We start from the raw sequence: 26,850 nt of genomic DNA, 5'->3' as shown, positions 1-26,850 counted from the left end.
AGCCAACGCATGGGTATCGAAGAGAAACTGCCGAGCGGATTCCTGCTCACATCGGTGGAGACCGCCGCGGGATGGGTACGTAAGGCGTCGGTCTTTCCGGCCACCTTCGGCCTCGCCTGCTGCGCCATCGAGATGATGACCACCGGCGCCGGGCGCTACGACATGGCCCGGTTCGGCATGGAGGTCTTCCGCGGCTCGCCGCGGCAGGCCGACCTGATGATCGTGGCGGGCCGGGTGAGCCAGAAGATGGCCCCGGTGCTGCGGCAGGTCTACGACCAGATGCCGAATCCCAAGTGGGTCATCTCGATGGGCGTCTGCGCGTCGAGCGGCGGGATGTTCAACAACTACGCGATCGTGCAGGGCGTCGACCACATCGTGCCCGTCGACATCTATCTGCCCGGCTGTCCGCCGCGGCCGGAGATGCTGCTCGACGCGATTCTCAAGCTGCACGAGAAGATCCAGCACGGCAAGCTCGGCGTGAACCGCGTGGAGGCCGCCCGCGAAGCGGAGGAGGCGGCCCTCAAGGCGCTCCCCACCATTGAGATGAAGGGGCTGCTGCGGTGAGCGAGTCCACACCCGACACCCCGGCGGCGCCGGGCGGCGAGACGCTGCCCGGCCAGCGCAGCGAAAGCGCCGGCGAAGTCATCGGCGTCCGGCGCGGCATGTTCGGCGGCGCCGACACGTCAGGCGCGGGCGACACCTCCGGTTACGGCGGCCTGGTCCGTACTGTCCGGCTGCCCGGCGCCAGCAGCCGCCCCTACGGCGGCGTCTTCGACGAGATCGCCGACGAGCTGGAGGGCGCCCTGGAGGAACAGGGCCTGCCGCCGGCCGAGGCGATCGAGAAGACCGTCGTCGACCGCGGCGAGCTGACCTTCCACATCGCCCGCGAGCACCTGGTCCAGGTCGCGAAGACGCTCCGCGACGACCCCGCGCTGCGCTTCGAGCTGTGTACCGGGGTCAGCGGGGTGCACTACCCCGCGGACCAGGGCCGCGAGTTGCACGCCGTCTACCACCTGCGCTCGATCACCCACACCCGGGTGATCCGGATCGAGGTCAGCGCCGCCGACAGCGACCCGCACATCCCCTCGCTCGTCCCGGTCTACCCGACCAACGACTGGCACGAGCGCGAGACGTACGACTTCTTCGGGATCGTCTTCGACGGCCACCCGGCACTGACCCGGATCATGATGCCGGACGACTGGCCCGGCCATCCGCAGCGCAAGGACTACCCGCTCGGCGGCATCCCCGTCGAGTACAAGGGCGCCCAGATCCCGGCTCCCGACCAGCGGAGGTCGTACAGCTGATGAGCAGCACACAGAGCACTCCCCACGCACCCGCCCAGGCCGAGGAGCGGGAGACCACCGAGGGCCGGGTCTTCACCGTCACCGGCGGCGACTGGGACGAGCTGGCCGAGTCGGTCGGCCGCGCCGACGACGAGCGGATCATCGTCAACATGGGCCCGCAGCACCCGTCCACGCACGGCGTGCTGCGGCTGATCCTGGAGATCGACGGCGAGACGGTCACCGAGGCCCGCTCCGGCATCGGCTATCTGCACACCGGCATCGAGAAGAACATGGAGTACCGGACCTGGGTCCAGGGCTCCACCTTCGTGACCCGGATGGACTACCTGACGCCGCTGTTCAACGAGACGGCGTACTGCCTGGCGGTCGAGAAGCTGCTCGGCATCACCGACCAGGTGCCGGACCGGGCCACCATCATCCGCGTGCTGCTGATGGAGCTCAACCGGATCTCCTCCCACCTGGTGTGCATCGCCACCGGCGGTATGGAGCTGGGCGCCACCACGATCATGATCTACGGCTTCCGCGACCGCGAGATGATCCTCGACATCTTCGAGCTGATCACCGGACTGCGGATGAACCACGCCTATGTCCGGGTCGGCGGCCTCGCCCAGGACCTGCCGCCCGGCGCGGTCGACCAGGTGCGGGAGTTCGTGAAGAAGTTCCGCAAGAACCTGCCGGAGTACGACAAGCTCGCCACCGGCAACCCCATCTTCAAGGCCCGCATGCAGGACGTCGGTTATCTCGACCTGACCGGCTGCATGTCGCTGGGCGCCACCGGACCGATCCTGCGCGCCGCCGGACTGCCGTACGACCTGCGCAAGGCGGAGCCGTACTGCGGCTACGAGAACTACGAGTTCGAGGTGCCGACCGCCGACACCTGCGACTCGTACGGCCGCTTCGTGGTCCGGCTGGCCGAGATGCACGAGAGCCTGCGGATCGTCGAGCAGTGCCTGGACCGGCTGGCGCCCGGCCCGGTGATGGTCGAGGACAAGAAGATCGCCTGGCCCGCGCAGCTCGCGCTCGGCCCGGACGGTCTGGGCAACTCGCTGGACCACATCAAGAAGATCATGGGCACCTCGATGGAGGCCCTGATCCACCACTTCAAGCTGGTCACCGAGGGCTTCCGGGTGCCGCCCGGCCAGGCCTATGTCGCGGTGGAATCCGCCAAGGGCGAGCTGGGGGTGCACGCGGTCAGCGACGGCGGCACCCGGCCCTACCGGGTCCACTTCCGCGACCCCTCCTTCACCAACCTGCAGACCATGGCCGCGATGTGCGAAGGCGGCCAGATCGCCGACGTCATCGTCGCGGTGGCGTCCATCGACCCCGTGATGGGAGGTGTCGACCGATGACGGACACGTCTGTCGCCCGGGGGACGTCCCCCGTGGATCCGGCGAGCCCGGTGAGCCCCGTGCCTCCGGCGCTCCCGATGACCCCGGCCGGCCCGACCGCGCTGGGCATCCCCTCGCTGCCCGCGCCGGACTTCCCGCCCGAGGTGCGGGCCCGGCTGGAGGCCGACGCCAAGGAGGTGATCGCCCGCTACCCCGGCTCGCGCAGCGCGCTGCTGCCGCTGCTGCACCTGGTGCAGTCCGAGGAGGGCTTCGTCTCCCGCACCGGCGTCCGCTTCTGCGCCGAGCTGCTGGACCTCACCACCGCCGAGGTCACCGCGGTGTCGACCTTCTACTCGATGTACCGGCGCAAGCCCTCCGGCCAGTACCAGGTCGGGGTCTGCACCAACACGCTGTGCGCGGTCATGGGCGGCGACGCGATCTTCGACGAGCTCAAGCAGCACCTCGGCGTCGGCAACAACGAGACCACCGAGGACGGCAAGGTCACCCTCGAACACATCGAGTGCAACGCGGCCTGCGACTACGCCCCCGTGGTGATGGTCAACTGGGAGTTCTTCGACAACCAGACCCCGCAGTCGGCCCGGCAGCTGGTGGACGACCTGATCGCCGGTCAGGAGGTCCGTCCCACCCGGGGCGCGCCGCTGTGCACGTACAAGGAGACCTCCCGCATCCTGGCCGGCTTCCCGGACCGGCGCGAGGGCGCGGTCGAGGCGACCGGCGGCGCCGGACCGGCCTCGCTGGCGGGCCTGAAGCTGCACCGCGCCGAGACGGCCTCGGGCCGGGTGGTCGGCCAGCGCGCCGAATCCGACCGGCAGGGCCCGCACGACGACGGCCCGGGGACGTACGACACCCCGACCTCGCCGTCCCCGGCGCAGCACGCCAGCTCGCACGACGCACCGGCGCAGACCGCCGTGTCCGACCCGGCCCACCCGGCCGACCCGGTCGCCGACAACGCGCAGGGCACCGCCGGTGGCAACGCCAATGAGGGGAAGGGCGAGTGATGACCGTCGAACCGGCCGAGAAGCTGCTCGCGCCCGTACTGTCGGCGTTCTGGGACGACCCGAAGTCATGGACGCTGGACACCTACCGCAGGCACGAGGGCTATGAGGGCCTGACCAAGGCCCTCGCGATGGCCCCCGACGACCTGATCGCGTATGTGAAGGACTCCGGGCTGCGCGGTCGCGGCGGCGCGGGCTTCCCCACCGGGATGAAGTGGCAGTTCATCCCGCAGGGCGACGGCAAGCCGCACTACCTGGTGGTCAACGCCGACGAGTCCGAGCCCGGGACCTGCAAGGACATCCCGCTGCTCTTCGCCAACCCGCACGCGCTGATCGAGGGCATGGTGATCGCCTGCTACGCGATCCGCTCCAGCCATGCCTTCATCTACCTCCGCGGTGAGGTCGTGCCCGTGCTGCGCCGGCTGCACGAAGCGGTGCGCGAGGCCTACGAAGCCGGCTACCTCGGCAAGAACATCCAGGGCAGCGGCTTCGACCTCGAACTCACCGTGCACGCCGGGGCCGGCGCGTACATCTGCGGTGAGGAGACCGCGCTGCTGGACTCCCTGGAGGGCCGGCGCGGCCAGCCGAGGCTCCGGCCGCCCTTCCCCGCCGTGGAGGGCCTCTACGCCTGCCCCACCGTGGTGAACAACGTCGAATCCATCGCCTCGGTTCCCGCGATCATCCAGCGCGGCAAGGACTGGTTCAAGTCGATGGGCAGCGAGAAGTCCCCGGGGTTCACGCTCTACTCGCTGTCCGGCCATGTCGCCAGCCCCGGCCAGTACGAGGGCCCGCTCGGCATCACGTTGCGGCAGCTCCTCGACCTCAGCGGCGGGATGCGCCCCGGCCACCGGCTGAAGTTCTGGACACCCGGCGGCTCCTCCACCCCGATGTTCACCGACGAGCACCTCGACGTACCGCTGGACTACGAGGGGGTCGGCGCGGCCGGCTCGATGCTCGGCACCAAGGCGCTCCAGTGCTTCGACGAGACGACCTGCGTGGTGCGGGCCGTCACCCGCTGGACCGAGTTCTACGCCCACGAGTCGTGCGGCAAGTGCACACCCTGCCGTGAAGGCACCTACTGGCTGGTCCAGTTGCTCCGCGACATCGAGGCCGGCAAGGGCCGGCCCGAGGATCTCGACAAGCTCAACGACATCGCCGACAACATCAACGGCAAGTCCTTCTGCGCGCTGGGCGACGGCGCCGCCGCACCGATCTTCTCCTCCCTGAAGTACTTCCGCGCGGAGTACGAGGAGCACATCGAGGGCAAGGGCTGCCCCTTCGACCCGGCCCGCTCCACCGTCTGGGCCGACAAGTCCCGTACGGAGGCCCACGCGTGACCATCACTACGGACGCACCCTCCTCGGGGGGAGCGGCGGTCCCCCCGGAAGACCTGATCGCGGTCACCATCGACGGCATCGCGATCTCCGTCCCCAAGGGCACCCTGGTCATCCGGGCCGCCGAGATGCTCGGCATCGAAGTGCCGCGGTTCTGCGACCACCCGCTGCTCGACCCGGTGGGCGCCTGCCGCCAGTGCATCGTCGAGATCGAGGGGCAGCGCAAGCCCGTCGCCTCCTGCACCATCACCTGCACCGACGGCATGGTGATCTCCACCCAGCTCTCCTCGCCGGTCGCCGAGAAGGCGCAGCGCGGCGTGATGGAGCTGCTGCTGATCAACCATCCGCTGGACTGCCCGGTCTGCGACAAGGGCGGCGAATGCCCGCTGCAGAACCAGGCGATGCAGGTCGGCGACCCCGACTCCCGGTTCGAGGGCCGCAAGCGCACCTACGAGAAGCCGGTGCCGATCTCGGCGCAGGTGCTGCTGGACCGCGAGCGGTGCGTGCTGTGCGCGCGCTGCACCCGGTTCAGCAACCAGGTGGCCGGGGACCCGATGATCGAGTTGCTGGAGCGCGGGACCCTGCAGCAGGTCGGCATCGGTGAGGGCGACCCCTTCGAGTCGTACTTCTCCGGCAACACCATCCAGATCTGCCCGGTCGGCGCGCTCACCTCCGCCGCCTACCGGTTCCGCTCCCGGCCGTTCGACCTGGTCTCCTCGCCGTCGGTGTGCGAGCACTGCGCCGGCGGCTGCGCCACCCGGACCGACCACCGCCGCGGCAAGGTGCTGCGCCGGCTGGCGGGCAACGACCCGGAGGTCAACGAGGAGTGGCTGTGCGACAAGGGCCGCTTCGGTTTCCGCTACGCCCAGCGCCCGGAGCGGATCAGCCACCCGCTGATCCGCGACGCCGACGGTGACCTGGTCGCCGCCTCCTGGCCGGAGGCGCTGGCCGCCGCCGCGGCCGGGCTGGCCGCGGCGCGGGGCCGGGCCGCGGTGCTGACCGGTGGCCGGCTCATCGTCGAGGACTCCTACGCCTACGCCAAGTTCGCCCGGGTGGTGCTCGGCACCAACGACGTGGACTTCCGCGCCCGCGCCCACTCCGCCGAGGAGGCCGACTTCCTGGCCGCCAGGGTGGCCGGCCGCGGCGTGGACTTGGATGGTTCGGGGGTGACCAACCGGCTGCTGGAGAAGGCACCGACCGTGCTGCTGGCCGGACTCGAGGCCGAGGAGGAGGCCCCCGGGGTCTTCCTGCGGCTGCGCAAGGCGAACCGCAAGTTCAAGCAGCAGACCTACGCGCTCGCCACTCACGCCAGCCGCGGCCTGGACAAGGCGGGCGGCATCCTGCTGCCCGCCGCCCCCGGCACCGAACCGGAGTGGCTGGACGCGCTGGCCGGCGGAGTCGGCCTGGACGAGGCCGGCCGGCTGGCCGCCGAGGCGCTGCGCGCCGAAGGCTCGGTCATCCTGGTCGGCGAGCGGCTGGCCGCCGTACCCGGCGGACTGACCGCCGCGGTCCGGCTGGCGACCGCCACCGGCGCCCGGCTGGCCTGGATTCCGCGCCGGGCCGGCGAACGCGGCGCGGTCGAGGCCGGCGCGCTGCCCGGGCTGCTGCCCGGCGGCCGGCCGATCACCGACCCGCGGGCCCGCGACGAGGTGGCCCGGGTCTGGGGCCTGGCCGCGCTGCCGGTCCGGTCCGGCCGCGACACCGGCCAGATCATCGAGGCGGCGGCGTCCGGTGAGCTGTCCGCGCTGGTCGTCGGCGGTGTCGAGGTCGCCGACCTGCCCGACCCGGCCCTGGCCCGCCGGGCGCTGGACGCGGTGGGCTTCCTGGTCAGCCTGGAGCAGCGGCCCAGCGAGGTCACCGAGCGCGCCGACGTGGTGCTCCCGGTCGCCGCGGTCGCCGAGAAGTCCGGCGCCTTCCTCAACTGGGAGGGCAGGATGCGGCCGTTCGACGCCGCCATCAAGCCGGACCAGGCCACCACCCGGCACCAGCTGCCGGACGCCCGGGTGCTGACGATGCTCGCCGACGCCCTCGACGTATCGCTCGGCCTGTCCGACGTACGGCAGGCCCGCGCCGAACTCGACCGGCTGTCCGGCTGGTCGGGCACGTACGCCGGCGGGCCGGCCGGGAGTTCCGTGCCCCTGCCGCGGCCCGAGTCCGGTCAGGCGGTGCTCGCCGGCCACCGGCTGCTGCTCGACCAGGGCCGGCTCCAGGAGGGCGACGACGCGCTGACCGCCACCCGGCACGCCGCGGTGGCCCGGCTGTCGGCCGCGACCGCCGCCGAGGCGGGCGTCTCCGACGGCGAGCGGGTGCGGGTCACCGGCCCGGCCGGCACGGTCACGCTGCCGCTGGCGGTCACCCCGATGCCGGACCGGGTGGTCTGGGTGCCGCTCAACTCCGTTGGCGGCGGCGTCACCTCGGACACCGGCGTCCGCTCCGGGCAGGTCGTCACGATCAGCTCGGAGGGGGCCGAATGAACGGCCTGACGCCGGTCCGGCAGCGCCGGACCGCTCCGGCGCGGTTGATCTCCGCTACGGCGGAAAAGGGTGCGGAGGCACAGTCATGAGCGCATCGCTCGCGGCCACCACCGAGAACCTGTCGTTCTTCGGGAACGACACCTGGTGGCTGATCGTCATCAAGGCCGTCTTCTGCTTCGCCTTCGCGATGCTGACCGTGCTGTTCTCCATCGTGTGGGAGCGCAAGGTCGTCGCCTGGATGCAGCTGCGCATCGGCCCCAACCGGCACGGCCCCTGGGGCATGCTCCAGTCGCTGGCCGACGGCATCAAGCTGATGCTCAAGGAAGACCTCACCGTCAAGCGCGCGGACAAGGTGGTGTTCATCCTCGCGCCGGTCATCGCGGCGATCCCCGCCTTCATGTCCTTCGCGGTCATCCCGTTCGGCCCGGCCGACAACGAGGTCTCCATCTTCGGCCAGCGCACCGCCTTGCAGCTCACCGACCTGCCGATCGGCATCCTCTTCATCCTGGCCACGGCCTCGGTCGGCATCTACGGCATCGTGCTGGCCGGCTGGTCGTCCGGCTCCACGTACCCGCTGCTCGGCGGCCTGCGCGCGTCGGCGCAGATGATCTCCTACGAGATCGCGATGGGCCTGTCCTTCGCGGCGGTGTTCCTCTACTCCGGCTCGATGTCGACCTCGACCATCGTCGCGGCGCAGCACGACCGCTGGTACGTCATCCTGCTGCCGGTGTCGTTCCTGGTCTACATCTTCACGATGATCGGCGAGACCAACCGCGCCCCCTTCGACATGCCCGAGTCCGAGGGCGACCTGGTCGGCGGCTTCAACACCGAGTACAGCTCGATCAAGTTCGCGCTGTTCATGCTCGCCGAGTACGTCAACATGGTGACCGTCTCGGCGGTCGCCACCACCCTCTTCCTCGGCGGCTGGCGCGCGCCCTGGCCGGTGTCCACCTTCTGGGAGGGCGCGAACCACGGCTGGTGGCCGATGCTCTGGTTCGTCATCAAGGTCCAGCTGCTGCTGTTCTTCTTCATCTGGCTGCGCGGCACCCTGCCCCGGGTCCGCTACGACCAGCTGATGAAGCTCGGCTGGAAGGTGCTCATCCCGGTCTCGATGGTCTGGCTGATGCTGGTCGCCGCCGTCCGCGCGATGCGCAACGAGAATTACGACTTCACCAGGATCGTCCTCTACATCGGCGGCGCGGTCCTCGCGCTGCTGCTGATCTCGCTGCTCGTGGACCTGTTCCGGGACGGCGAGCAGAAGCGGAGGGCCGAAGGCGGCGCGCTCGCGCCCCCGGAGCGGTTCGACCCGATGGCCGGCGGCTACCCCGTACCGCCGCTGCCGGGACAGGAGGCGGAGCGGGTGCCCCGGCGCCCCAGCCGGGCGCAGCCCCAACTCGTGGGCGCGGCCGGTCCATCCGACCCGGATGCCGCCCAGACGGAGAAGAAGGAGGACGGCGATGCCTGAGTTCCTCGGCCCGGTCGCAGGCTTCGGCGTGACCTTCAAGGCCATGTTCAAGAAGCGGCTCACCGAGCAGTACCCGGAGTACAAGAAGCCGACCGCACCACGCTTCCACGGGCGCCACCAGCTCAACCGGCACCCGGACGGCCTGGAGAAGTGCATCGGCTGCGAGTTGTGCGCCTGGGCCTGCCCGGCCGACGCGATCTACGTGGAGGGCGCGGACAACACCGAGGAGGAGCGCTACTCCCCGGGTGAGCGCTACGGCCGCGTCTACCAGATCAACTACGCCCGCTGCATCCTGTGCGGCCTGTGCATCGAGGCGTGCCCGACCCGGGCGCTCACGATGACCAATGAGTACGAACTCGCCGACAGCAGCCGCGAGTCGCTGATCTTCACCAAGGAGCAGCTGCTCTCCGGGCTCGAAGAGGGCATGGTCGACTCGCCGCACTCGATCTTCCCGGGCATGGACGACGGCGACTACTACCGCGGCGCGGTCACCGAGGCGGCGCCGGGCACGGTGCGGCAGGTGGCGCTGTCCAAGGGCGAGCAGCCGGAGGAAGCCGCGGCCGCCTTCGCGGTTCCGGTGCCCGGTGCCGACGGTGACGCCCAGGTGCCCGCCGGCCCGGACGGGCGGTCGGAGCCGGCCGGGCCGGTCGCCCCCGGCGGCTCCGTTCCCGCCGGATCGGGGGTGGAGGCATGATGCAGCTCGCGGCCGCGGCCGCCTCGCAGACCTCCACCGGAGAAGCCGTCCAGTTCTGGGTGCTCGGCACGGTCGCCGTCATCGGCGCGCTCGGCACCGTACTGATGAAGAAGTCGGTGCACAGCGCGCTGTCGCTGGCCGGCACGATGATCGTGCTGGCGGTGTTCTACCTCGCCCAGGGCGCCTACTTCCTGGGCATCGTCCAGATCGTCGTCTACACCGGCGCGATCATGATGCTGTTCCTGTTCGTGGTCATGCTGGTCGGCATCACCGCGGCCGACTCCCTCAAGGAGACCCTCAAGGGGCAGCGCTGGATGGCCGCGCTGTGCGGCCTCGGCTTCGGCATCCTGCTGATCGCCGGTATCTCCAACGCCTCGCTGCACTCCTTCACCGGGACCGGCCAGGCGGACGCCGCGGCCGGCGGCAATGTGCAGGGACTCGCCAAGCTGATCTTCACCCAGTACGTCTGGGCGTTCGAGATCACCGGCGCCCTGCTGATCACCGCGGCGGTCGGCGCGATGGTGCTCACCCACCGGGAACGCACCGAGGAGCGCAGCACCCAGCGCGAGCTGTCCGAGGCCCGGGTGCGGTCCGGCCAGCAGGTCACCCCGCTGCCCGCGCCCGGCACCTACGCCCGGCACAACGCGGTCGACATCCCGGCGCTACTGCCGGACGGCTCGATCTCCGAGCTGTCGGTCAGCTCCACGCTGCGCGGCCGCGGCCAGATCCGCGATGTGTCCGGCGACGCGATGCGCCGGCTGGCCGCCCTGGAGCAGCGCTCCGGCGAGTGGCTGGAGCGGGAGCCGGACCACCCGGCGCTCGACCTGGACGCACGGGCCGCCGAACGGGCCGCTTCACGGGCCGCCGAACGGGCCGAGGAGGGTGCCAAGTGAATCCGGCCAACTATCTCTACCTGGCAGCGCTGCTGTTCACCATCGGCGCGGCCGGAGTACTGATCCGGAAGAACGCGATCGTGGTCTTCATGTGCATCGAGTTGATGCTGAACGCCTGCAACCTGGCGTTCGTCACCTTCTCCCGGCTGCACGGCAACCTCGACGGCCAGGTGATCGCCTTCTTCACGATGGTGGTCGCCGCGGCCGAGGTCGTGGTGGGGCTGGCGATCATCGTGTCGATCTTCCGTTCGCGCCACTCGGCCTCGGTCGACGACGCCAATCTGATGAAGCTGTAGAGGGGCTGCGACAGTGGAAACCCTGATCGGACTGGTGGTCGCGGCACCGCTGCTGGGCGCGGCCGTGCTGCTGACCGGCGGTCGCCGTCTCGACCGCGTCGGCCATCTGCTCGGCACCGCGCTGGCCCTGCTGTCCTTCGTGTTCGGCGCCATCCTGTTCACCGACATGCTCGGCAAGGCCACCGACGCCCGCGCCCTGCACGCGCACCTGTTCACCTGGGTGCCCGTGGAGGGCTTCCGGGCCGACGTCGGCTTCCAGCTGGACCAGCTGTCGATGACGTTCGTGCTGCTGATCACCGGTGTGGGCACGCTGATCCACATCTACTCGATCGGCTACATGAAGGAGGACGAGCGGCGCCGCCGGTTCTTCGGCTACCTCAACCTCTTCCTCGCGGCGATGCTGCTGCTGGTGCTGGCCGACAACTACCTGCTGCTGTACGCGGGCTGGGAGGGTGTCGGCCTGGCCTCGTACCTGCTGATCGGCTTCTGGCAGCACAAGCCCAGCGCGGCGACCGCGGCGAAGAAGGCCTTCCTGGTCAACCGGGTCGGCGACATCGGGCTGTCGGTGGCCATCATGCTGATGTTCACCACCTTCGGCTCGTTCGCCTTCGGGGACGTACTGCCGCGGGCGGCCGACGCGGCCGGCTCGCAGCACGCGACCATCACCGGTATCGGCTTCATGCTGCTGCTCGCCGCCTGCGGCAAGTCGGCGCAGGTGCCGCTGCAGTCCTGGCTCGGCGACGCGATGGAGGGCCCGACCCCGGTCTCGGCCCTGATCCACGCCGCCACCATGGTGACCGCGGGCGTCTACCTCATCACCAGGTCCGGCGCGATCTTCAACGCGGCGCCGGACGCGCAGACCGCGGTCGTCACCGTCGGCGCGGTCACGCTCCTCTACGGTGCCATCGTCGGTTGCGCCAAGGACGACATCAAGAAGGCGCTGGCCGGCTCGACGATGTCGCAGATCGGCTACATGATCATGGCGGCCGGGCTCGGCCCGATCGGCTATGTCTTCGCGATCATGCACCTGGTCACCCACGGCTTCTTCAAGGCCGGGCTGTTCCTCGGCGCCGGCTCGGTGATGCACGGCATGAACGACGAGGTCGACATGCGGCGGTACGGCGGCCTGCGCAAGTACATGCCGGTCACCTTCATCACCTTCGGCCTCGGCTATCTGGCGATCATCGGCTTCCCCGGCCTGTCGGGCTTCTTCTCCAAGGACAAGATCATCGAGGCCGCCTTCGCCAAGGGCGGCACCGAGGGCTGGATCCTCGGCGCGGCGGGCCTGCTGGGCGCGGCGATCACCGCGTTCTACATGACCCGGGTGATGCTGATGACGTTCTTCGGCAAGGAGCGCTGGGCCGAGACGCCGTCGCCCGACGCACCCGGCGCCGAACCGGCCGCGGCCGGCGACGCCCACAGCGCCCCGCACCCGCACGAGTCGCCCGCCTCGATGACGATCCCGATGATCGTGCTGGCCCTCGGATCGGTCTTCGCCGGCGCCCTGTTCAGCGTCAACAGCTCCTTCGTGAAGTGGCTGGAGCCGGTCACCGGGCACACCGAGGGCGACTCGCCGGTCAGCGCCGGCACGGTCACCGCCGCCACCATGGTGGTGCTGGTCGTCGGGGTCGGGATCGCCTGGCTGATGTACGGGCGACGGGCCGTCCCCGCGGTCGCGCCGCGCGGCAGCCTGCTCACCCGGGCCGCCCGCAAGGACCTGCTCCAGGACGACTTCAACCACGTCGTGCTGGTCCGCGGCGGCGAGCACCTCACCCGCTCGCTGGTCTACCTCGACCACTCCCTGGTCGACGGCGTCGTCAACGGCACCGCCGCCACGGTCGGCGGCCTCTCCGGCCGCCTCCGCAAGCTGCAGAACGGCTACGTACGGTCGTACGCCGTCTCGATGCTCGGCGGCACCGCGGTGCTGGTCGCCGCGACTCTTCTCATGAGGGCGGTCTGATAGCTCATGTCGTTCCCCATCCTCACTGTGACGGCCGCCCTCCCGGCGGTCGGCGCGGTCGTCACCGCGGCGGTGCCGGCCGCACGGCGGGGCGCCGCCAAGTACACGGCGCTGCTGTTCTCGCTGGGCACCCTGGTGCTGGCGGTCGTCACCATGATCCGCTTCCACCCCGGCGGCGACCGCTACCAGTTCGCCGAGTCGCACGCCTGGGTGAAGAGCTTCGGTCTGCGCTACGACCTCGGGGTCGACGGCATCGCGGTCGTGATGGTCGCGCTCACCGCGCTGCTCATCCCGTTCGTGATGCTGGCCGGCTGGCATGACGCCGACCCGCTGGAGGACGTCGACCCGAACCGCCGCTGGCGCCCCACCCAGGGCTTCTTCGCGCTGATCCTGCTGGTCGAGGCGATGGTGGTGCTCTCCTTCGAGTCCACCGACGTCTTCCTCTTCTACATCTTCTTCGAAGCCATGCTGATCCCGATGTACTTCCTCATCGGCGGCTTCGGCGACCGCGCGCACGCGGGCGGCGAGGAGGAGGCGGCCCGGCAGCGGTCGTACGCGGCGGTCAAGTTCCTGCTGTACAACCTGGCCGGCGGTCTGATCATGCTGGCCGCGATCATCGGCCTCTACGCCGCCACCGCCAAGCAGCTCGGCACCGGCACCTTCTCCCTCCAGGAGATCCTGTCGGCGCGAGCCTCGGGCAAGCTGACGCTCGCGACCTCCACCGAACGCTGGCTGTTCCTGGGCTTCTTCTTCGCCTTCGCGGTGAAGGCCCCGCTGTGGCCGCTGCACACCTGGCTGCCCAACGCGATGGGCGAGTCGACGGCGCCGGTGGCCGTACTGATCACCGCGGTGGTCGACAAGGTCGGCACCTTCGCGATGCTGCGCTTCTGCCTCCAGCTCTTCCCGGAGGCGTCCAAGTGGGCGACACCGGTGATCCTGGTGCTGGCGGTGATCAGCATCGTCTACGGAGCGCTGCTCGCCGTCGGCCAGCGGGACATCAAGCGGCTGATCGCCTACGCGTCGGTGTCGCACTTCGGCTTCATCGTGCTGGGCATCTTCGCGATGACCAGCCAGGGCCAGAGCGGCGCCACGCTCTACATGGTCAACCACGGCATCTCCACGGCCGCGCTGATGCTGGTGGCCGGCTTCCTGATCACCCGGCGCGGTTCGCGGCTCATCGCGGACTTCGGCGGTGTGCAGAAGGTGGCCCCGGTGCTGGCCGGCACCTTCATGATCGGCGGTCTGGCGACCTTGTCGCTGCCGGGACTGGCGCCGTTCGTCAGTGAGTTCCTCGTCCTGGTCGGCACCTTCAGCCGCTATCCGGTGCTGGGCATCATCGCCACGCTCGGCATCGTGCTGGCCGCCCTGTACGTCCTGGTGCTCTACCAGCGGACGATGACCGGTCCGATAAAGGCCGGCATCGAGGGCATGGCGGACCTCAGGGCACGTGAAGTCCTGGTGGTGGCACCGCTGATCGCGCTGCTGTTCTTCCTCGGCGTGTACCCGAAACCGGTGACGGACATCGTCAACCCGTCCGTCCAGCACACGCTCTCCGACGTGCACAAGACCGACCCCAAGCCCGCGCTGGAGGCGAAGAAGTGAGCGCACCCGCATCCGCCGCCCCGGGGAGCGTCGTCCACAGCCTGTGGACGACGGCGGCCCCCGTGACGGACAAGATCCCGGCTCCGAAGATCGAGTACGCCCAGCTCTCCCCGGTCCTGATCGTCCTCGGGGTGGCCATGCTCGGCATCCTCTTCGAGGCGTTCCTGCCGAGGAAGTCCCGCTACACCGCCCAGGTGGTGCTCGCGGTGGTCGGCCTGGCCGCCGCCTTCGCGGCGGTGGTCGCGCTGGCCGAGAAGGGCTACGGCACCACCAAGGCGCACATCGCGGCGATGGGCGCGGTCGCGGTGGACGGGCCCGCGCTCTTCCTCCAGGGCACGATCCTGCTGGTGGCGATCGTGGCGGTCTTCACCTTCGCCGAGCGCCGGCTCGACCCGAAGGCGCACGGCCGGCACGTCGACTCCTTCGCCGCGCAGGGCTCGGCGGTACCCGGCGGTGAGCACGAGAAGGCGGCCGTCCGGGCCGGTTTCGCGTCCACCGAGGTCTTCCCGCTGCTGCTCTTCGCGGTCGGCGGCATGCTGGTCTTCCCGGCCGCGAACGACCTGCTGACCCTCTTCGTCGCCCTTGAGGTCTTCTCGCTGCCGCTCTACATCCTGTGCGCGCTGGCCCGGCGCAACCGGCTGATGTCCCAGGAAGCGGCCGTCAAGTACTTCCTGCTCGGCGCCTTCTCCTCGGCGTTCCTGCTGTTCGGCATCGCGCTGCTCTACGGCTACGCCGGCTCGGTGTCGTACTCCACCATCTCCTCGGTGATCGACGGCACCGCCAAGATGACGCCGGCCCTGAGCAACACCACCGGCAACGACGCGCTGCTGCTGATCGGCCTGGCGATGGTCGTGATGGGCCTGCTCTTCAAGGTCGGCGCGGTCCCCTTCCACATGTGGACGCCCGACGTCTACCAGGGCGCCCCGACTCCGGTGACCGGCTTCATGGCCGCCGCCACCAAGGTCGCCGCGTTCGGCGCGCTGCTGCGGCTGCTGTACGTGGTGCTGCCCGGCATGCGCTGGGACTGGCGGCCCGTCATGTGGGCGGTCGCCATCCTCACCATGCTGGCCGGCGCGATCATCGCGGTGACCCAGACCGACGTCAAGCGGCTGCTGGCGTACTCCTCGATCGCCCACGCCGGCTTCATCCTGGCGGGTGTCATCGCCACCAGCCCGGACGGCGTCTCGTCTGTGCTGTTCTACCTGGCGGCGTACTCCTTCGTGACGCTGGGCGCCTTCGCGGTGGTGACACTGGTCCGCGACGCGAACGGCGAGGCCACCCACCTGTCCCGCTGGGCGGGCCTCGGCCGCCGCTCCCCGCTGGTCGCCGCGGTCTTCGCGGTCTTCCTGCTGGCCTTCGCCGGTATCCCGCTGACCTCCGGCTTCGCCGGGAAGTTCGCGGTCTTCAAGGCGGCGGCGCAGGGCGGGGCGATGCCGCTGGTCATCGTCGGCGTGATCTCCTCGGCGGTCGCGGCCTTCTTCTACATCCGCGTGATCGTCCTGATGTTCTTCAGCGAGCCGAAGGCCGACGGCCCCTCGGTCGCGGTCCCCAGCCCCCTCACCTCGACGGCCATCGCCATAGGCGTCGCCGTCACCCTGGTGCTGGGCCTGGCCCCGCAGTATTTCCTCGACCTGGCGGACAAGGCGAGCGTCTTCGTCCGCTAGGCGGTGTCCGCCGGTCCCTCCCGCGCACGACCGCACTGCCCGGGGCCTCCTCCCTTCCCGGAGGAGGCCCCGGGCAGTCCGTCTAGTTGGGCACCGCCAGCAGGAGGGCGAAGCGGGTGGCGGGGTCGGTCCACCAGTGGCGGAGGGTGAAGCCGCCCTCGCGGAGTTCGGCGGTGAGGGTTTCGCGGCGGAATTTGCAGGAGATCTCGGTGCGCAGATCCTCGCCGGGGGCGAAGTCGACGGTGAGGTCGAGGTCGCGGATCTTGGCGGTCTGGGCGGCGCGGGCGCGCAGCCGCATCTCGACGCGTTCGAAGTCGGCGTTCCATACGGCCACATGGTCGAAGGCGTCCGGGTCGAAGTCGGCGCCGAGTTCGCGGTTGAGCACGTGCAGGACGTTCTTGTTGAACTCGGCGGTGACACCGGCCGCGTCGTCGTAGGCGCGGACCAGGACGTCCCGGTCCTTGACCAGGTCGGCGCCGAGCAGCAGCATGTCGTCGCCGCTGAGGGCGCGCGACAGGGTGCGGTAGAAGGCGATGCGCTGATCGGCGTCGAAGTTGCCGATCGTGCTGCCGAGGAAGGCCAGCAGGCGCGGGCCGGGTTCGTCGGACAGCGCGAGGTCGGTCTCGAAGTCGGCGACGGTGGCCGCGACCTCCAGGTCCGGGTAGTCGCGGCAGATCGCCCGCCCGGCCTCCGCCAGGGCGCTGGCGCTGACGTCGAGGGGCGCGTACCGGCGCAGTGTGCCGCCGGCGGTGAGGGCGTCGAGCAGCAGCCGGGTCTTGCGCGAGGAGCCGGAGCCCAGCTCGATCAGGGTGGCCGCCCGGGTGAGGGTGGCGATCTCCGGGGCGCGGCGGGTGAGGATCTCCTGTTCGGCCCGGGTCGGGTAGTACTCCGGCAACCGGGTGATCTGCTCGAAGAGGTCGCTGCCGCGCTTGTCGTAGAACCACTTCGGCGGCAGGGTGCGCGGGGTGGTGGTCAGGCCGCGCAGCACATCGGCGCGCAGCGTGCTGCTGAAGTAGTCGGCGGGCAGTCGGTCGTCGAGGGTGAGGCGGCTCTCGTTCATGGGGCGCGGTTCCTTGCGGTGGGGGCGCGGGGAGCGCAGCGGGATGATCCGTACGCCGGCCGTGGTGGCCAGCAGCAGCGAGTGGTCGGGGACTTCCCGCCACACGCCCTGGGACGCGGGGTCGGTCAGGTCACCGGCCACCCCCCTGGTCATGGTGCCCGTCGTTTCGGCGGCCGTCGCGTCGTCCGCCGCGCGATCGGTCGCCGGGGCCGTCACCCGGTCGGCGGCACCGTCCGGCTCGGAGGCGACCAGCGTCGTACCGGGCCCGGTCCGATACCACAAGGTGTCCCCCCACGCGGTGGCGGCGATCGTACGGCCGTCGGTGAGCAGCAGATTCAGCCGCGCGGCCGGCCGGGCCGCCGCGACCTCGCGGACCACCGCGGACAGGGCGCCGCCCGGTGACTCGCCCTGCCGCAGCCGCCGGGTGATCAACGCCCACAGCAGCGCGGAGTCACTGTGCGTCTCCAGGTCCAGCACCTCGGCTGCGGTGAGGGCGGTGGGCAGCCGTGTCCAGTCCGGGACCGCGCCGTTGTGGCTGAACAGCCAGCGGCCGTCCCGGAAGGGGGCCGCCGCCGACTCGTCCTGGGTGGTGCCGGCGGTGGCCGAGCGGACGGCGGCCAGCACCGCGCCGCTGCGGATCGTCCGGGCCAGCTCGGGGAAGTTGGCGTCCGCCCAGATGGGGACCGCCCGGCGGTAGCGGCCGGGCAGCGGGAACCCGGCCTCGCCCTCGTCCGGGAGGGGGGCCGGGGCCCGGTCCGCGACGTGCTCCGGGGCCGCCGCTCCCGCGCCCGTGCCCGCAGCCGCTGTGGTGTCCGGCGGCGCCTCCTCCGGGTACCAGCCGACCCCGAAGCCGTCCGCGTTCACCGTCCCGTACCGCTGCCTGGCCGGCCGCCACGACTGCTCGTACAGGCTGTGGGCCGGCTCGGTGAGCACCCGGCTCAGCGGCACCGGCGGGCCCAGATAGGCGAGGTGGCGGCACATCAGGCCCGACCGCCGTCCTCGCCGGAGGCGTCCCGCGCGGTGCGGAAGCCGGCGAAGATCTGCCGCCGGATGGGGTAGTCCCAGTTGCGGAAGGTGCCCCGGCATGCCACCGGGTCGACCCCGAAGGCGCCGCCGCGCAGCACCTTGTAGTCCGGGCCGAAGAAGACGTCGGAGTACTCCTTGTAGGGGAAGGGGGCGAAGCCCGGGTAGGGGTCGAAGTCCGAGGACGTCCACTCCCAGACGTCGCCGATCAGCTGCCGGGCCCCGCTGGGCGCCGCACCGGCCGGGTAGCTGCCCGCGGGGGAGGGCTGGAGGTGGCGCGAGCCGAGGTTGGCGTGCTCGGGGCCGGGCTCGGCGTCGCCCCAGGGATAGCGCCGGGACCGGCCGGTCGCCGGGTCGTACCGGGCCGCCTTCTCCCATTCCGCCTCGGTCGGCAGCCGCCGGCCGGCCCAGCGGGCGTACGCGTCCGCCTCGTACCAGCACACGTGCAGCACCGGCTCCTCGGCGGGCACCGCTTCGACATGGCCGAAACGCCGCCGGGTCCAGCCGCCCCCGGTGTCCCGGGACCAGAACAGCGGGGCCTCCAGACCGGTCTGCTGGACGTGCCGCCACCCCTCGGGCGTCCACCAGCGCGGGTCGCGGTAGCCCCCGGCGGCTATGAACTCCTGGTAGGCGCCGTTGGTGACCGGCACGGTGTCCAGCCAGAAGGCGGCGACGTCCACCTCATGCCCCGGCCGCTCATTGTCCAGCGCCCACGGCTCGGTGCTGGTGCCCATGGTGAAGCGGCCGGCCGGGACCAGGACCTCGCGCGGCAGCGTGGCCGCGTCGGCCGGCGCGGGCGGCGGCGCGGGCGCGTCCAGCACGGCCGGGCCGGTGCGGAGCTGATGGGTGGCCAGCATCGTCTCGTCGTGCTGCTGCTCGTGCTGGGCGAGCATGCCGAACACGAAGCCGTCGGCCAGCAGGCGCTCCGGCCGGTCGGCGGAGGTGTCGGTGGCGTCGAGCACCTCCCAGGTCTCGGCGCGGACCGCCTTGACGTAGTCGCGCGCCTCGGCCGGGCCGAGCAGCGGCAGCGCGGGGCGGTCGGCGCGCGGGTGCTGGAAGGCGTCGTAGAGGGTGTCGAGGTCGGGACGCAGCCCCGGGCGGCGGCCGGCCTCGCGGACCAGCCACAGCTCCTCCTGGTTGCCTATGTGGGCCAGGTCCCAGACCAGCGGGGACATCAGCGGGGAGTGCTGGGCGATCAGATCGGCGTCGGTGACCGGATCGGTCAGCGCCATGGTCCGGCGCCGGGCGGTCTCCAGCGCCGCCCGGGCGGCGGTCGGCGCGTCGAACGGGTGGCCGGCCGGACCGGTCACGGCCGGGGCTGAGGAGTCGGGGGATGCTGAAGGGACGGAAGCGTCAGAAGTGGCGCCATTCGGGGCAGCACTGTTGCTCAGGCTGTGAGGGTGGTTCACGACATGCCTTCCGGAGGATCAAGCGCGGCTGAGCGCGTCCAACAGGTCATGGGCCGGGCATCGGCCGCGGTCGGGATAGCGGTCGGCGAAATCGGTCAGCGCACCGGTCAGGGCCGCGGGCGCTCCGGAGCGCGCCAGCGCGCTCTCGGCCGCGGCGAAGCAGGTCCGGGCGGCCTTGGCGAGATCCGGGTCGGCGGGGCCGATCCGGGCGGCGCGCCGCCATATCTCGTCGGAGGGGATCGGCTCCCCGTCCTGGCACAGCGGCTCGGTCGCCGCGTAGGCCGCGTCGGCGGCGACCGGGTCGTCCAGCAGGGCCGCCGTCAGGGCGGTCACCACGATCCAGTCGTCGTCGTTCTGCGCGTCGATCATCCGCAGTTCCAGCCAGCCGCGTGGTCGCACCGGCGGGAACAGCGTGCTCAGGTGGTAGTCCAGATCCGCGGCGGTGGGCGCCCGCAGCCCCGGTGCCCCCCGCAGCCAGCCGCGGAAGGTCAGCCCCGGCGGCGCGGTCCAGTCCTCGGACTCCTCGCCCGGCACGCACAGCAGCTCGGCGTCCAGCGCGTACCGCGCCCAGGAGGCGCCGGGGTCGGGGTCGTAGCCGGGCTGGCGGGTGCGCCCGGGGTCCATCCGCGCCCAGTTGGCCTGCCGGGTGGACACCCAGCCGGTGGGCCCGCCGAAGCTCAGCGGGGAGTTGGCGAAGGCGGCGACCAGCACCGGGCCCAGCCGGTGGACCAGGTCCCAGCGGTAGCGGTGGCCGGATACGCCGTCGGTGTCGTCGCCGCAGTCCAGATTGACCTGGAGGGAGGCGGTACGCCGCATCATGGTGCGGCCCCAGGGGCCAGCGCGGTCGAAGAAGCGCTCCATCGCCCGGTAGCGGGGATGGTCGAGCACACGGGGCGGTTCGCGATAGGGGTCGAGACCGTGGCCGACAAGGACCAGACCGGCGCTTTCCACGGCCCGCCGCAGTACGGCGAGGTCCTCCGCCGTCGCCGCCACACATGCGGCGAGGGTGGGGGCGGGCGGGGAGCTCAGCTCCACCTGGCCGCCCGGCTCACGGGTGAGCCTGCCTCCCCGGGGCAGTGCGCCCGGGGCCTCGACCGGCGCGAGAGCCGCGTCCAGCCGGTCGACGGAGATCAGTTCATGCGGGTCGGAGCGGTCCTGGACCAGCCACTCCAACTCCACGCCCGTCCGTTCGGGCGGGCCGGTCTTGAAACAGACGCCGCGCACATGGGCTTCGGCCTCATCCTCCAGCAGGTTCGCTGCCATCGGTCCACCTCCTCTCTGGCTGCTCGGGACCCGGGGTCTCCGTTCCCGAAACGAGGACATGTCACATCGTGCGGGGGTGAGTCTAGTTGGCGCCCTTACGGGAAGGTCTTACGGAATAGTGAACGGTTCTGGGTCAAGCGTTCGAACCAGCCGGATCATTCCCGCGCTTCCGGCGGTCAATCCCCTGCCGTCCGTTCTGGCGCATCTGCCATCCTTTCGGCTGAGACATAGCGGGTAAATAAGGTAATCGGGATTATACGCGGGGTGATCGTCCACGGCCTGGTGTAGGGCGATGCCCCGGCGGTGATCCACAGTCGACCGGCTACGCTGCCGGTGTAAGCCGCGCGACCTCCGTACACAGCTCAGAGCCACCAGATCTTCGCCGGATCGTCAGCGGGACGGCCGGCGGGATCGCCAGCAGGATCGTCGTCCGGATCGTCATATGAACGCGCATGAACCTCGCCAGATGCCAGATCAGCGACAGGAGTACCCCTCGTGACCGTCGTCGGGCCCTTCGGGCTGAGCGTGTGGGACGAGGCCCTCGAGGCCGACATCCAGGCCGGTCTCGCGGCCGTGGAGGAAGGTCTGCTGGAGGCCACCAAGAGCGACGTGCCCTTCATCACCGAGACGGCCCGGCATCTGCTCAAGGCCGGCGGCAAGCGCTTCCGGCCGCTCCTGGTGATGCTCGGGGCCCAGTTCGGCGACCCGCACGCGCCCAAGATCGTGCCCTCCGCCGTGGTGGTCGAGCTGACGCACCTGGCGACCCTCTACCACGACGACGTGATGGACGAGGCCGACGTACGCCGCGGCGTCCCCAGCGCCAACTCCCGCTGGGGCAACTCGGTGGCCGTGCTGACCGGCGACTTCCTCTTCTCCCGCGCCTCGCACATCCTGGCCGACCTCGGGCCGGAGGCGGTGCGGGTCCAGGCCGAGTCCTTCGAGCGGCTGGTCACCGGGCAGATCATGGAAACCGTCGGCCCGCGCGACGGCCGCGACCCGCTGGACCACTACCTGGAGGTCATCGCGGGCAAGACCAGCTCGCTGATGGCGGTCTCCGGGCGGTTCGGCGCGATGATGTCCGGCGCCGGCGAGCCGGTGGTCGACATCCTCACCCAGTACGGCGAGCGGATCGGCGCCGCCTTCCAACTCGCCGACGACGTACTCGACATCGCCGGCGACGGCCACGAGACCGGCAAGACGCCCGGCACCGACCTGCGGGAGGGCATCCCCACCCTGCCGGTGCTGCACGTCCGCCGCCTGTACGCGCAGGCCGCCGGCGGCGTGCCGGCCGACCACCGCCGCCTCAACGAGCTGCTGGACGGCGATCTCACCGACGACGCGCTGCACGCCGAGGCGCTGGAACTGCTGCGCGCCCACCCCGCCCTGGAGCAGGCCCGCCGCGACACCGTGCGCTACGCCGACGAGGCCCGGGCGGCACTGGCGCCGCTGCCGGACAATCCGGCCAAGTACGCGCTGGCCGGGCTCTGCGACGCGGTGGTGCACCGCACCGCCTGAGCCGGCGTCCGGGGTTCCTGACGCGCCGTGAGACGCCGTGAAGCGCCCTGAAGCCCCGTGACGCCGTACGGCTCGACCGAGCCTCCACGGGACGCCCTGAGACCCGGTGGGGGGCCGCCGTGCCCCGCTCGGGGGGCATCCGGGGCGGAACCCTGCCCCGACCCTGCTCCCGGGCGCGTACGGCCTCGGGGTCTGTCATCCCCCGGGCGTACATTCGGTTGGGTCCGTCGGCTGATGTGCCGCACCGGCCGGTTTGATGGGATGGGGGACACCACTCCACGGCGGACCGGGCGACAATGGGCCCGGAGAGTGGACACGTGCGAGGCAGCCGACCGCCGCTGATGACGGAGGAAACGCAATGGCACCGATCCAACCGGCACGACCGGAAGCCGACGAGCCCGGGCGCGGACCCGGCCGCAGGCGCAGGGCCGCACGTTACGCCGTGCCGGTCGCGGTGGCGGGCGTCGCCGTGGCCACCATCAGCCTCGTACCGGCGCTGGCCGACGCCGGTGACCCGTCCCTCCCCTCGATCACTGCGCAGCAGCTGCTGACGAAGATCGCCGGCTCCGACACCCGGACGGTGGACGGATCGGTCAAGGTCACCGCCGACCTCGGTCTGCCCTCGGCGCTGTCCGGCGGCGGCAGTCTGCTCGGCGGCGCCGCGCCCTCCGGTGTGCCCGGCCTCGGCTCCGGCGGCTCACCGGCCGCGCCGCAGAGCCAGATCACCCAACTGCTCATCGGCTCGCACCAGCTGCATGTGGCGGCCGACGGCCCCGACCGGCAGAAGCTGTCCCTGATCGAGCCGGCCGCCGAATACAGCGTCATCCACAACGGAAACCAGCTGTGGGCCTACGACAGCGAGTCCGACCAGGCGTATCACCAGACGCTCCCGCAGCGGTCCGGTGCCGGGACCGTAAAGCCGCAGGACTTCCCCGCCACCCCGCAGGCCGCCGCCCAGCAGGCCCTCAAGGCCGCCGAGGGCACCGCCTCGATCACCGTGGACGGCACCGCCCGGGTCGCCGGGCACAGCGCCTATCAGCTGCTGATCACCCCGCAGCACGCGGACACCACCACCGTCGGCGCCATCCGGATCGCGGTGGACGCCGGGACGGGGGTGCCGCTGCGGTTCACCCTCAGCCCCAAGGGCGGCGGCAAGGCCATCTTCGACATCGGCTTCACCAAGGTGAGCTTCGCCGCGCCGGCCGCGAGCACCTTCGCCTTCACCCCCGGCAAGGGCGTGAAGGTGACGGAAGGCGGGACGAACGGCAAGGCGCAATCCGGCCATGGCACCGGCTTCGCCGAGGCCGCGCCCGATGTCGCGCCCGATGTCATCGGCAAGGGCTGGGACTCGATCGCGGTGATCAGGACCGGGAGCGGCCTGCCGTCCGGCGCCGCGAAGTCCCCGACCGCGAAGTCCTTCCCCGCCAAGGGCGGCGAGGACTCCGACGCCCAGTCGATGCTCGACAGCTTCGGCACCAAGGTGAGCGGCTCCTACGGCACCGGCACGCTCTTCCACACCCGCCTGGTCAACGCCCTGCTGACCGACGACGGCACGCTCTACGCGGGCGCGGTCACGGAATCCGCGCTGACCGACGCGGCCAACGCCGCCGACACCGCCAAGTAGGGGGCACGCGAGCCGGATGGACACGCACGGCGAGGTGGTGATCGAGACCCGCGGGCTGGCCAAGCGCTATCGCGGCACTCCCGCCGTGGACGGTCTGGACCTGCGGGTGCCGCGCGGCAGCGTCTTTGGCTTCCTCGGACCCAATGGCTCGGGGAAGACGACCACGATCCGGATGCTGATGGGCCTGATCACGCCGACCGCGGGCAGCGCGCGCGTGCTCGGCCTCCCGATGCCGGGCGCGGCCCGGTCCGTGCTCCCCAGGGTCGGCGCGCTCATCGAGGGCCCGGCGCTCTACGGCTTCCTGTCCGGCCGCGACAATCTGGTGCGCTACGACTCCGCCGACCCCACCGCCGACCCCCGCACCCGGCAGGCCCGGGTGGGGGCGGCGCTGGACCGGGTGGGACTGACGGGGGCCGCGGCCAAGAAGGCGAAGGCGTACTCGCTGGGCATGAAGCAGCGGCTCGGCCTGGCCGCCGCCCTGCTCCAGCCCCGCGAGCTGCTGGTGCTGGACGAGCCGACCAACGGCCTCGACCCGCAGGGCATGCGGGAGATCCGCGCGCTGGTCCGGGAACTGGCCGCCGACGGCACCACGGTCTTCCTGTCCTCGCACCTGCTGGACGAGATCGAGCAGGTCTGCACGCACGCGGCCGTGATGGCCCGCGGCCGGCTGATCACCCAGGGCCCGGTCGCCGAGCTGTCCACCGGCGCCCGCGGCCGGCTCGCGGTCGGCACCCCGGACCCGGAGCGGGCGGCCCAGGTGCTGGCGGCCCACGGCGTACGGGATCTGAGCACGGTCGGCGAACGCGTTTCCGGCGCCCTGCCCGAGGACCCGCCGGACCTGGCCGAGCTGAACGCGGCCCTGGTCGCGGCCGGGGTGCGGGTCCGGGCCTTCGGCCTCGAACGGGCCTCGCTGGAGGACGCGTTCGTCGCCCTGACCGGGGAGGGCTTCGATGTCGCGGGCTGAACTCGAACCGGCCGCGGCCGCCGCGCCGGACGGCGAACAGCCCCGTACCGCCGGGGCCGGCACCGCCGCACGGACCCCGCGGCTGTGGTGGACGCTCGGCCTGTTCCGGTCCGAGCTGGTCACCGTCTTCCGCCGCTGGCGCACCCTGGCGCTGCTGGCGGTCCTGGCCTGCGTCCCGCTGCTGGTCGGCGTCGCGGTCCGCGTCGAGACCGGCGACGGCGGCTCGGCCGGCCGCGGCGGTGACGGCCCCGCCTTCCTCCAACAGGTCAGCAACAATGGCCTGTTCCTGACCTTCGCCTCGCTCGCCGCCACCCTGCCGTTCTTCCTGCCGATGGCGATCGGCGTCGTGGCCGGCGACGCGGTGGCCGGCGAGGCCGCCACCGGCACCCTGCGCTATCTCCTGGTCGCCCCGGCCGGCCGCACCCGCCTGCTGCTGGCCAAATTCGCCGCGGTCCTCGTCTTCTGCCTGGCCGGCACCCTCGTGGTGGCCCTGTCCGGCCTCGTCGTGGGCTCCGCCCTCTTCCCCGTCGGCCCCGTCACCACCCTGTCCGGCACCACCATCCCGCTGTCCGCCGGCATCCTCCGCGCCCTGCTCATCGCCCTCCTGGTCGCCGCCTCCCTCATCGGCCTGGCCGCCCTCGGCCTTTTCGTCTCCACCCTCACCGACAGCGCGATCGGCGCGATGGCCGCCACGGTCGGCCTCCTCATCACCCTCCAGATCATCGACAACATCCCCCAGCTCCACGCCGTCCAGCCCTACCTCTTCACCCACTACTGGCTGAGCTTCGCCGACATCCTCCGCGACCCCGTCCCATGGCCCGCCATCACCAAGAACCTCGCCCTCCAGGCCACCTACGCGGCCGTCTTCGGCTCCGCCGCCTGGGCCCGCTTCACCACCCGGGACGTCGGGGCGTAAGCGAGGGCGCCGCGTCGGCCGCCGCCGCCTCGGTCGCTGCTGGTCCGGGCGCCGCCGGCGGTGACTCCGGCGCGGGGGTCGCCGCCGCCGCTGCCAGGGCGGCGTGGGTGCGGTGGGCGGTGCGGAGGGCGTCCCAGGTGAGGAGGACGAGGGCGGACCAGACCAGGAGGAAGCCGGCCCAGCGTTCGGCGGGCATGTGCTCGTGGAAGTAGAGGATGCCGAGCAGGAACTGGAGGATCGGGGCGGTGTACTGCATCAGGCCGATGGTGCTGAGCGGGAGGCGGGTCGCGGCCATGCCGAAGAAGATCAGCGGGATGGCGGTGACCAGGCCGCAGGCGGCGAGCAGGGCGGCGTGGCCGGGGCCGTGGTGGGTGAAGGTGGAGTCACCGCGGGCGCCGAGGACGAGGAGGAAGGCCAGGGCCGGGAGGAACTGCACCGAGGTCTCGGCGGCCAGTGATTCCAGGCCGCCCATCGCGATCTTCTTCTTGACCAGGCCGTAGCCGCCGAAGGAGAAGGCGAGGGTGAGCGCGATCCAGGGCAGCCGGCCGTAGCCGATGGTGAGCACCGCCACCGAGACGGCGCCGATGCCCACCGCCACCCACTGCACGGGGCGCAGCCGCTCGTGCAGCACCAGGACGCCCAGCGCGATCGTCACCAGCGGGTTGATGAAGTAACCGAGGGCGGTCTCGACCACATGGCCGGAATTGACGCCCCATATGTACATGCCCCAGTTGACCGACACCAGGGCCGCCGCCGTCGCGACCAGGCCGAGGCGCTTCGGCTGCCGGACCAGCTCGCCCAGCCAGGCCCAGCGCCGCCGCACCAGCAGGATCACGGCGACCACGATCAGCGACCACACCATCCGGTGGGCCAGGATCTCCATCGCGCCGGCCGGCTTCAACAGCGGCCAGTAGAGCGGGAACGCGCCCCACAGGCCGTAGGCCGCGAAGCCGTACACCAGACCCCTGCGCTCCTCGCCCATCCCCGGTCCCCCCTCGCCCACCGCCGGCCGTGCCCTGACCGGTCCGACGGTAGCGGGGTCCGGTCGG

The 26,850-nt window shown here is 71.5% G+C and carries 21 protein-coding genes and 1 pseudogene; 17 read left to right on the top strand and 5 right to left on the bottom strand.

Features of this window, described 5'->3' with window-relative positions; genetic code table 11:
- Nucleotides 1-9: 9 nt before the first annotated feature.
- From ACFO3J_RS16440 to nuoN, 13 genes are all read left to right on the top strand, one after another.
- Nucleotides 10-564 carry a NuoB/complex I 20 kDa subunit family protein gene (locus ACFO3J_RS16440; protein WP_386430117.1) on the top strand — a complete coding sequence of 185 codons (555 nt, stop codon included), beginning with the start codon at nucleotides 10-12 and terminating at the stop codon, nucleotides 562-564.
- Entirely contained in the window at nucleotides 561-1,304 is a 744-nt protein-coding gene (locus tag ACFO3J_RS16435) for an NADH-quinone oxidoreductase subunit C (RefSeq protein ID WP_386430116.1), read from the top strand. Before ACFO3J_RS16440 ends, ACFO3J_RS16435 begins: the two co-directional genes overlap by 4 nt.
- Entirely contained in the window at nucleotides 1,304-2,650 is a 1,347-nt protein-coding gene (locus ACFO3J_RS16430; RefSeq protein ID WP_386430115.1) for an NADH-quinone oxidoreductase subunit D, read from the top strand. Before ACFO3J_RS16435 ends, ACFO3J_RS16430 begins: the two co-directional genes overlap by 1 nt.
- A gap of 107 nt (nucleotides 2,651-2,757) precedes the next feature.
- A complete protein-coding gene (gene nuoE / locus ACFO3J_RS16425) occupies nucleotides 2,758-3,648 on the top strand; it encodes an NADH-quinone oxidoreductase subunit NuoE (protein ID WP_386430244.1) in 891 nt (296 codons plus the stop codon).
- Nucleotides 3,648-4,982 carry an NADH-quinone oxidoreductase subunit NuoF gene (gene nuoF / locus ACFO3J_RS16420; protein WP_386430114.1) on the top strand — a complete coding sequence of 445 codons (1,335 nt, stop codon included), beginning with the start codon at nucleotides 3,648-3,650 and terminating at the stop codon, nucleotides 4,980-4,982. Before nuoE ends, nuoF begins: the two co-directional genes overlap by 1 nt.
- Entirely contained in the window at nucleotides 4,979-7,453 is a 2,475-nt protein-coding gene (locus tag ACFO3J_RS16415; RefSeq protein ID WP_386430113.1) for an NADH-quinone oxidoreductase subunit G, read from the top strand. Before nuoF ends, ACFO3J_RS16415 begins: the two co-directional genes overlap by 4 nt.
- Before the next feature lie 85 nt (nucleotides 7,454-7,538).
- The gene (nuoH, locus tag ACFO3J_RS16410; protein ID WP_386430112.1) at nucleotides 7,539-8,918 is read left to right on the top strand and encodes an NADH-quinone oxidoreductase subunit NuoH; all 1,380 of its coding nucleotides are present in this window, start codon (nucleotides 7,539-7,541) and stop codon (nucleotides 8,916-8,918) included.
- Entirely contained in the window at nucleotides 8,911-9,612 is a 702-nt protein-coding gene (gene nuoI, locus ACFO3J_RS16405; RefSeq protein WP_386430111.1) for an NADH-quinone oxidoreductase subunit NuoI, read from the top strand. The genes nuoH and nuoI overlap by 8 nt, the downstream gene beginning before the upstream one ends.
- On the top strand, nucleotides 9,612-10,505 hold the full coding sequence (locus ACFO3J_RS16400) for an NADH-quinone oxidoreductase subunit J (RefSeq protein WP_386430243.1): 894 nt from the start codon (nucleotides 9,612-9,614) through the stop codon (nucleotides 10,503-10,505). The genes nuoI and ACFO3J_RS16400 overlap by 1 nt, the downstream gene beginning before the upstream one ends.
- Nucleotides 10,502-10,801: an NADH-quinone oxidoreductase subunit NuoK gene (gene nuoK, locus ACFO3J_RS16395; RefSeq protein ID WP_386430110.1), complete on the top strand. Its 300-nt coding sequence runs from the start codon at nucleotides 10,502-10,504 to the stop codon at nucleotides 10,799-10,801. Before ACFO3J_RS16400 ends, nuoK begins: the two co-directional genes overlap by 4 nt.
- 13 nt (nucleotides 10,802-10,814) lie before the next feature.
- Nucleotides 10,815-12,761, top strand: a complete 1,947-nt coding sequence (gene nuoL, locus ACFO3J_RS16390; protein WP_386430109.1) for an NADH-quinone oxidoreductase subunit L — start codon at nucleotides 10,815-10,817, stop codon at nucleotides 12,759-12,761.
- A gap of 6 nt (nucleotides 12,762-12,767) precedes the next feature.
- A complete protein-coding gene (locus ACFO3J_RS16385; protein ID WP_386430108.1) occupies nucleotides 12,768-14,363 on the top strand; it encodes an NADH-quinone oxidoreductase subunit M in 1,596 nt (531 codons plus the stop codon).
- Nucleotides 14,360-16,027 carry an NADH-quinone oxidoreductase subunit NuoN gene (nuoN, locus tag ACFO3J_RS16380; protein WP_386430107.1) on the top strand — a complete coding sequence of 556 codons (1,668 nt, stop codon included), beginning with the start codon at nucleotides 14,360-14,362 and terminating at the stop codon, nucleotides 16,025-16,027. Before ACFO3J_RS16385 ends, nuoN begins: the two co-directional genes overlap by 4 nt.
- Before the next feature lie 82 nt (nucleotides 16,028-16,109).
- Here nuoN and egtD read toward each other — a convergent pair whose 3' ends face one another.
- The 4 genes and pseudogenes from egtD to egtA form a co-directional block, all read right to left on the bottom strand.
- Nucleotides 16,110-17,087 carry an L-histidine N(alpha)-methyltransferase gene (egtD, locus tag ACFO3J_RS16375; RefSeq protein ID WP_386430242.1) on the bottom strand — a complete coding sequence of 326 codons (978 nt, stop codon included), beginning with the start codon at nucleotides 17,085-17,087 and terminating at the stop codon, nucleotides 16,110-16,112.
- A gap of 336 nt (nucleotides 17,088-17,423) precedes the next feature.
- Nucleotides 17,424-18,068, bottom strand: a pseudogene (locus ACFO3J_RS16370) (hypothetical protein); the annotation flags it as partial.
- Nucleotides 18,068-19,420 (bottom strand): ergothioneine biosynthesis protein EgtB, encoded by a 1,353-nt coding sequence (gene egtB, locus ACFO3J_RS16365; protein ID WP_386430106.1) that lies wholly within the window; start codon nucleotides 19,418-19,420, stop codon nucleotides 18,068-18,070. The gene egtB and the pseudogene ACFO3J_RS16370, both read right to left, overlap by 1 nt.
- Before the next feature lie 117 nt (nucleotides 19,421-19,537).
- Nucleotides 19,538-20,782, bottom strand: a complete 1,245-nt coding sequence (gene egtA / locus ACFO3J_RS16360; protein WP_386430105.1) for an ergothioneine biosynthesis glutamate--cysteine ligase EgtA — start codon at nucleotides 20,780-20,782, stop codon at nucleotides 19,538-19,540.
- Nucleotides 20,783-21,277: 495 nt separating this feature from the next.
- On the opposite strand from egtA, the gene ACFO3J_RS16355 reads away from it, so the two are divergent.
- The 4 genes from ACFO3J_RS16355 to ACFO3J_RS16340 all read left to right on the top strand — a co-directional run bounded on the left by ACFO3J_RS16355 (nucleotide 21,278) and on the right by ACFO3J_RS16340 (nucleotide 25,801).
- A complete protein-coding gene (locus tag ACFO3J_RS16355) occupies nucleotides 21,278-22,297 on the top strand; it encodes a polyprenyl synthetase family protein (RefSeq protein ID WP_386430104.1) in 1,020 nt (339 codons plus the stop codon).
- A 358-nt stretch (nucleotides 22,298-22,655) separates the two neighbouring features.
- Nucleotides 22,656-23,921 (top strand): LolA family protein, encoded by a 1,266-nt coding sequence (locus ACFO3J_RS16350; protein ID WP_386430103.1) that lies wholly within the window; start codon nucleotides 22,656-22,658, stop codon nucleotides 23,919-23,921.
- A gap of 16 nt (nucleotides 23,922-23,937) precedes the next feature.
- Complete coding sequence (locus tag ACFO3J_RS16345; RefSeq protein WP_386430102.1) at nucleotides 23,938-24,885, top strand: ABC transporter ATP-binding protein; 948 nt, start codon at nucleotides 23,938-23,940, stop codon at nucleotides 24,883-24,885.
- Complete coding sequence (locus tag ACFO3J_RS16340; RefSeq protein ID WP_386430101.1) at nucleotides 24,872-25,801, top strand: ABC transporter permease; 930 nt, start codon at nucleotides 24,872-24,874, stop codon at nucleotides 25,799-25,801. The genes ACFO3J_RS16345 and ACFO3J_RS16340 overlap by 14 nt, the downstream gene beginning before the upstream one ends.
- Here the strand turns inward: ACFO3J_RS16340 and rarD are convergent.
- Complete coding sequence (rarD, locus tag ACFO3J_RS16335; protein ID WP_386430241.1) at nucleotides 25,776-26,783, bottom strand: EamA family transporter RarD; 1,008 nt, start codon at nucleotides 26,781-26,783, stop codon at nucleotides 25,776-25,778. The two genes, ACFO3J_RS16340 and rarD, sit on opposite strands and share 26 nt — an antisense overlap.
- Nucleotides 26,784-26,850: the final 67 nt, after the last annotated feature.

The sequence above is a fragment of the Streptomyces polygonati genome, assembly GCF_042650325.1.
Lineage (GTDB): Bacteria > Actinomycetota > Actinomycetes > Streptomycetales > Streptomycetaceae > Actinacidiphila > Actinacidiphila polygonati.
This window is presented reverse-complemented; position numbering and strand designations above follow the sequence as displayed.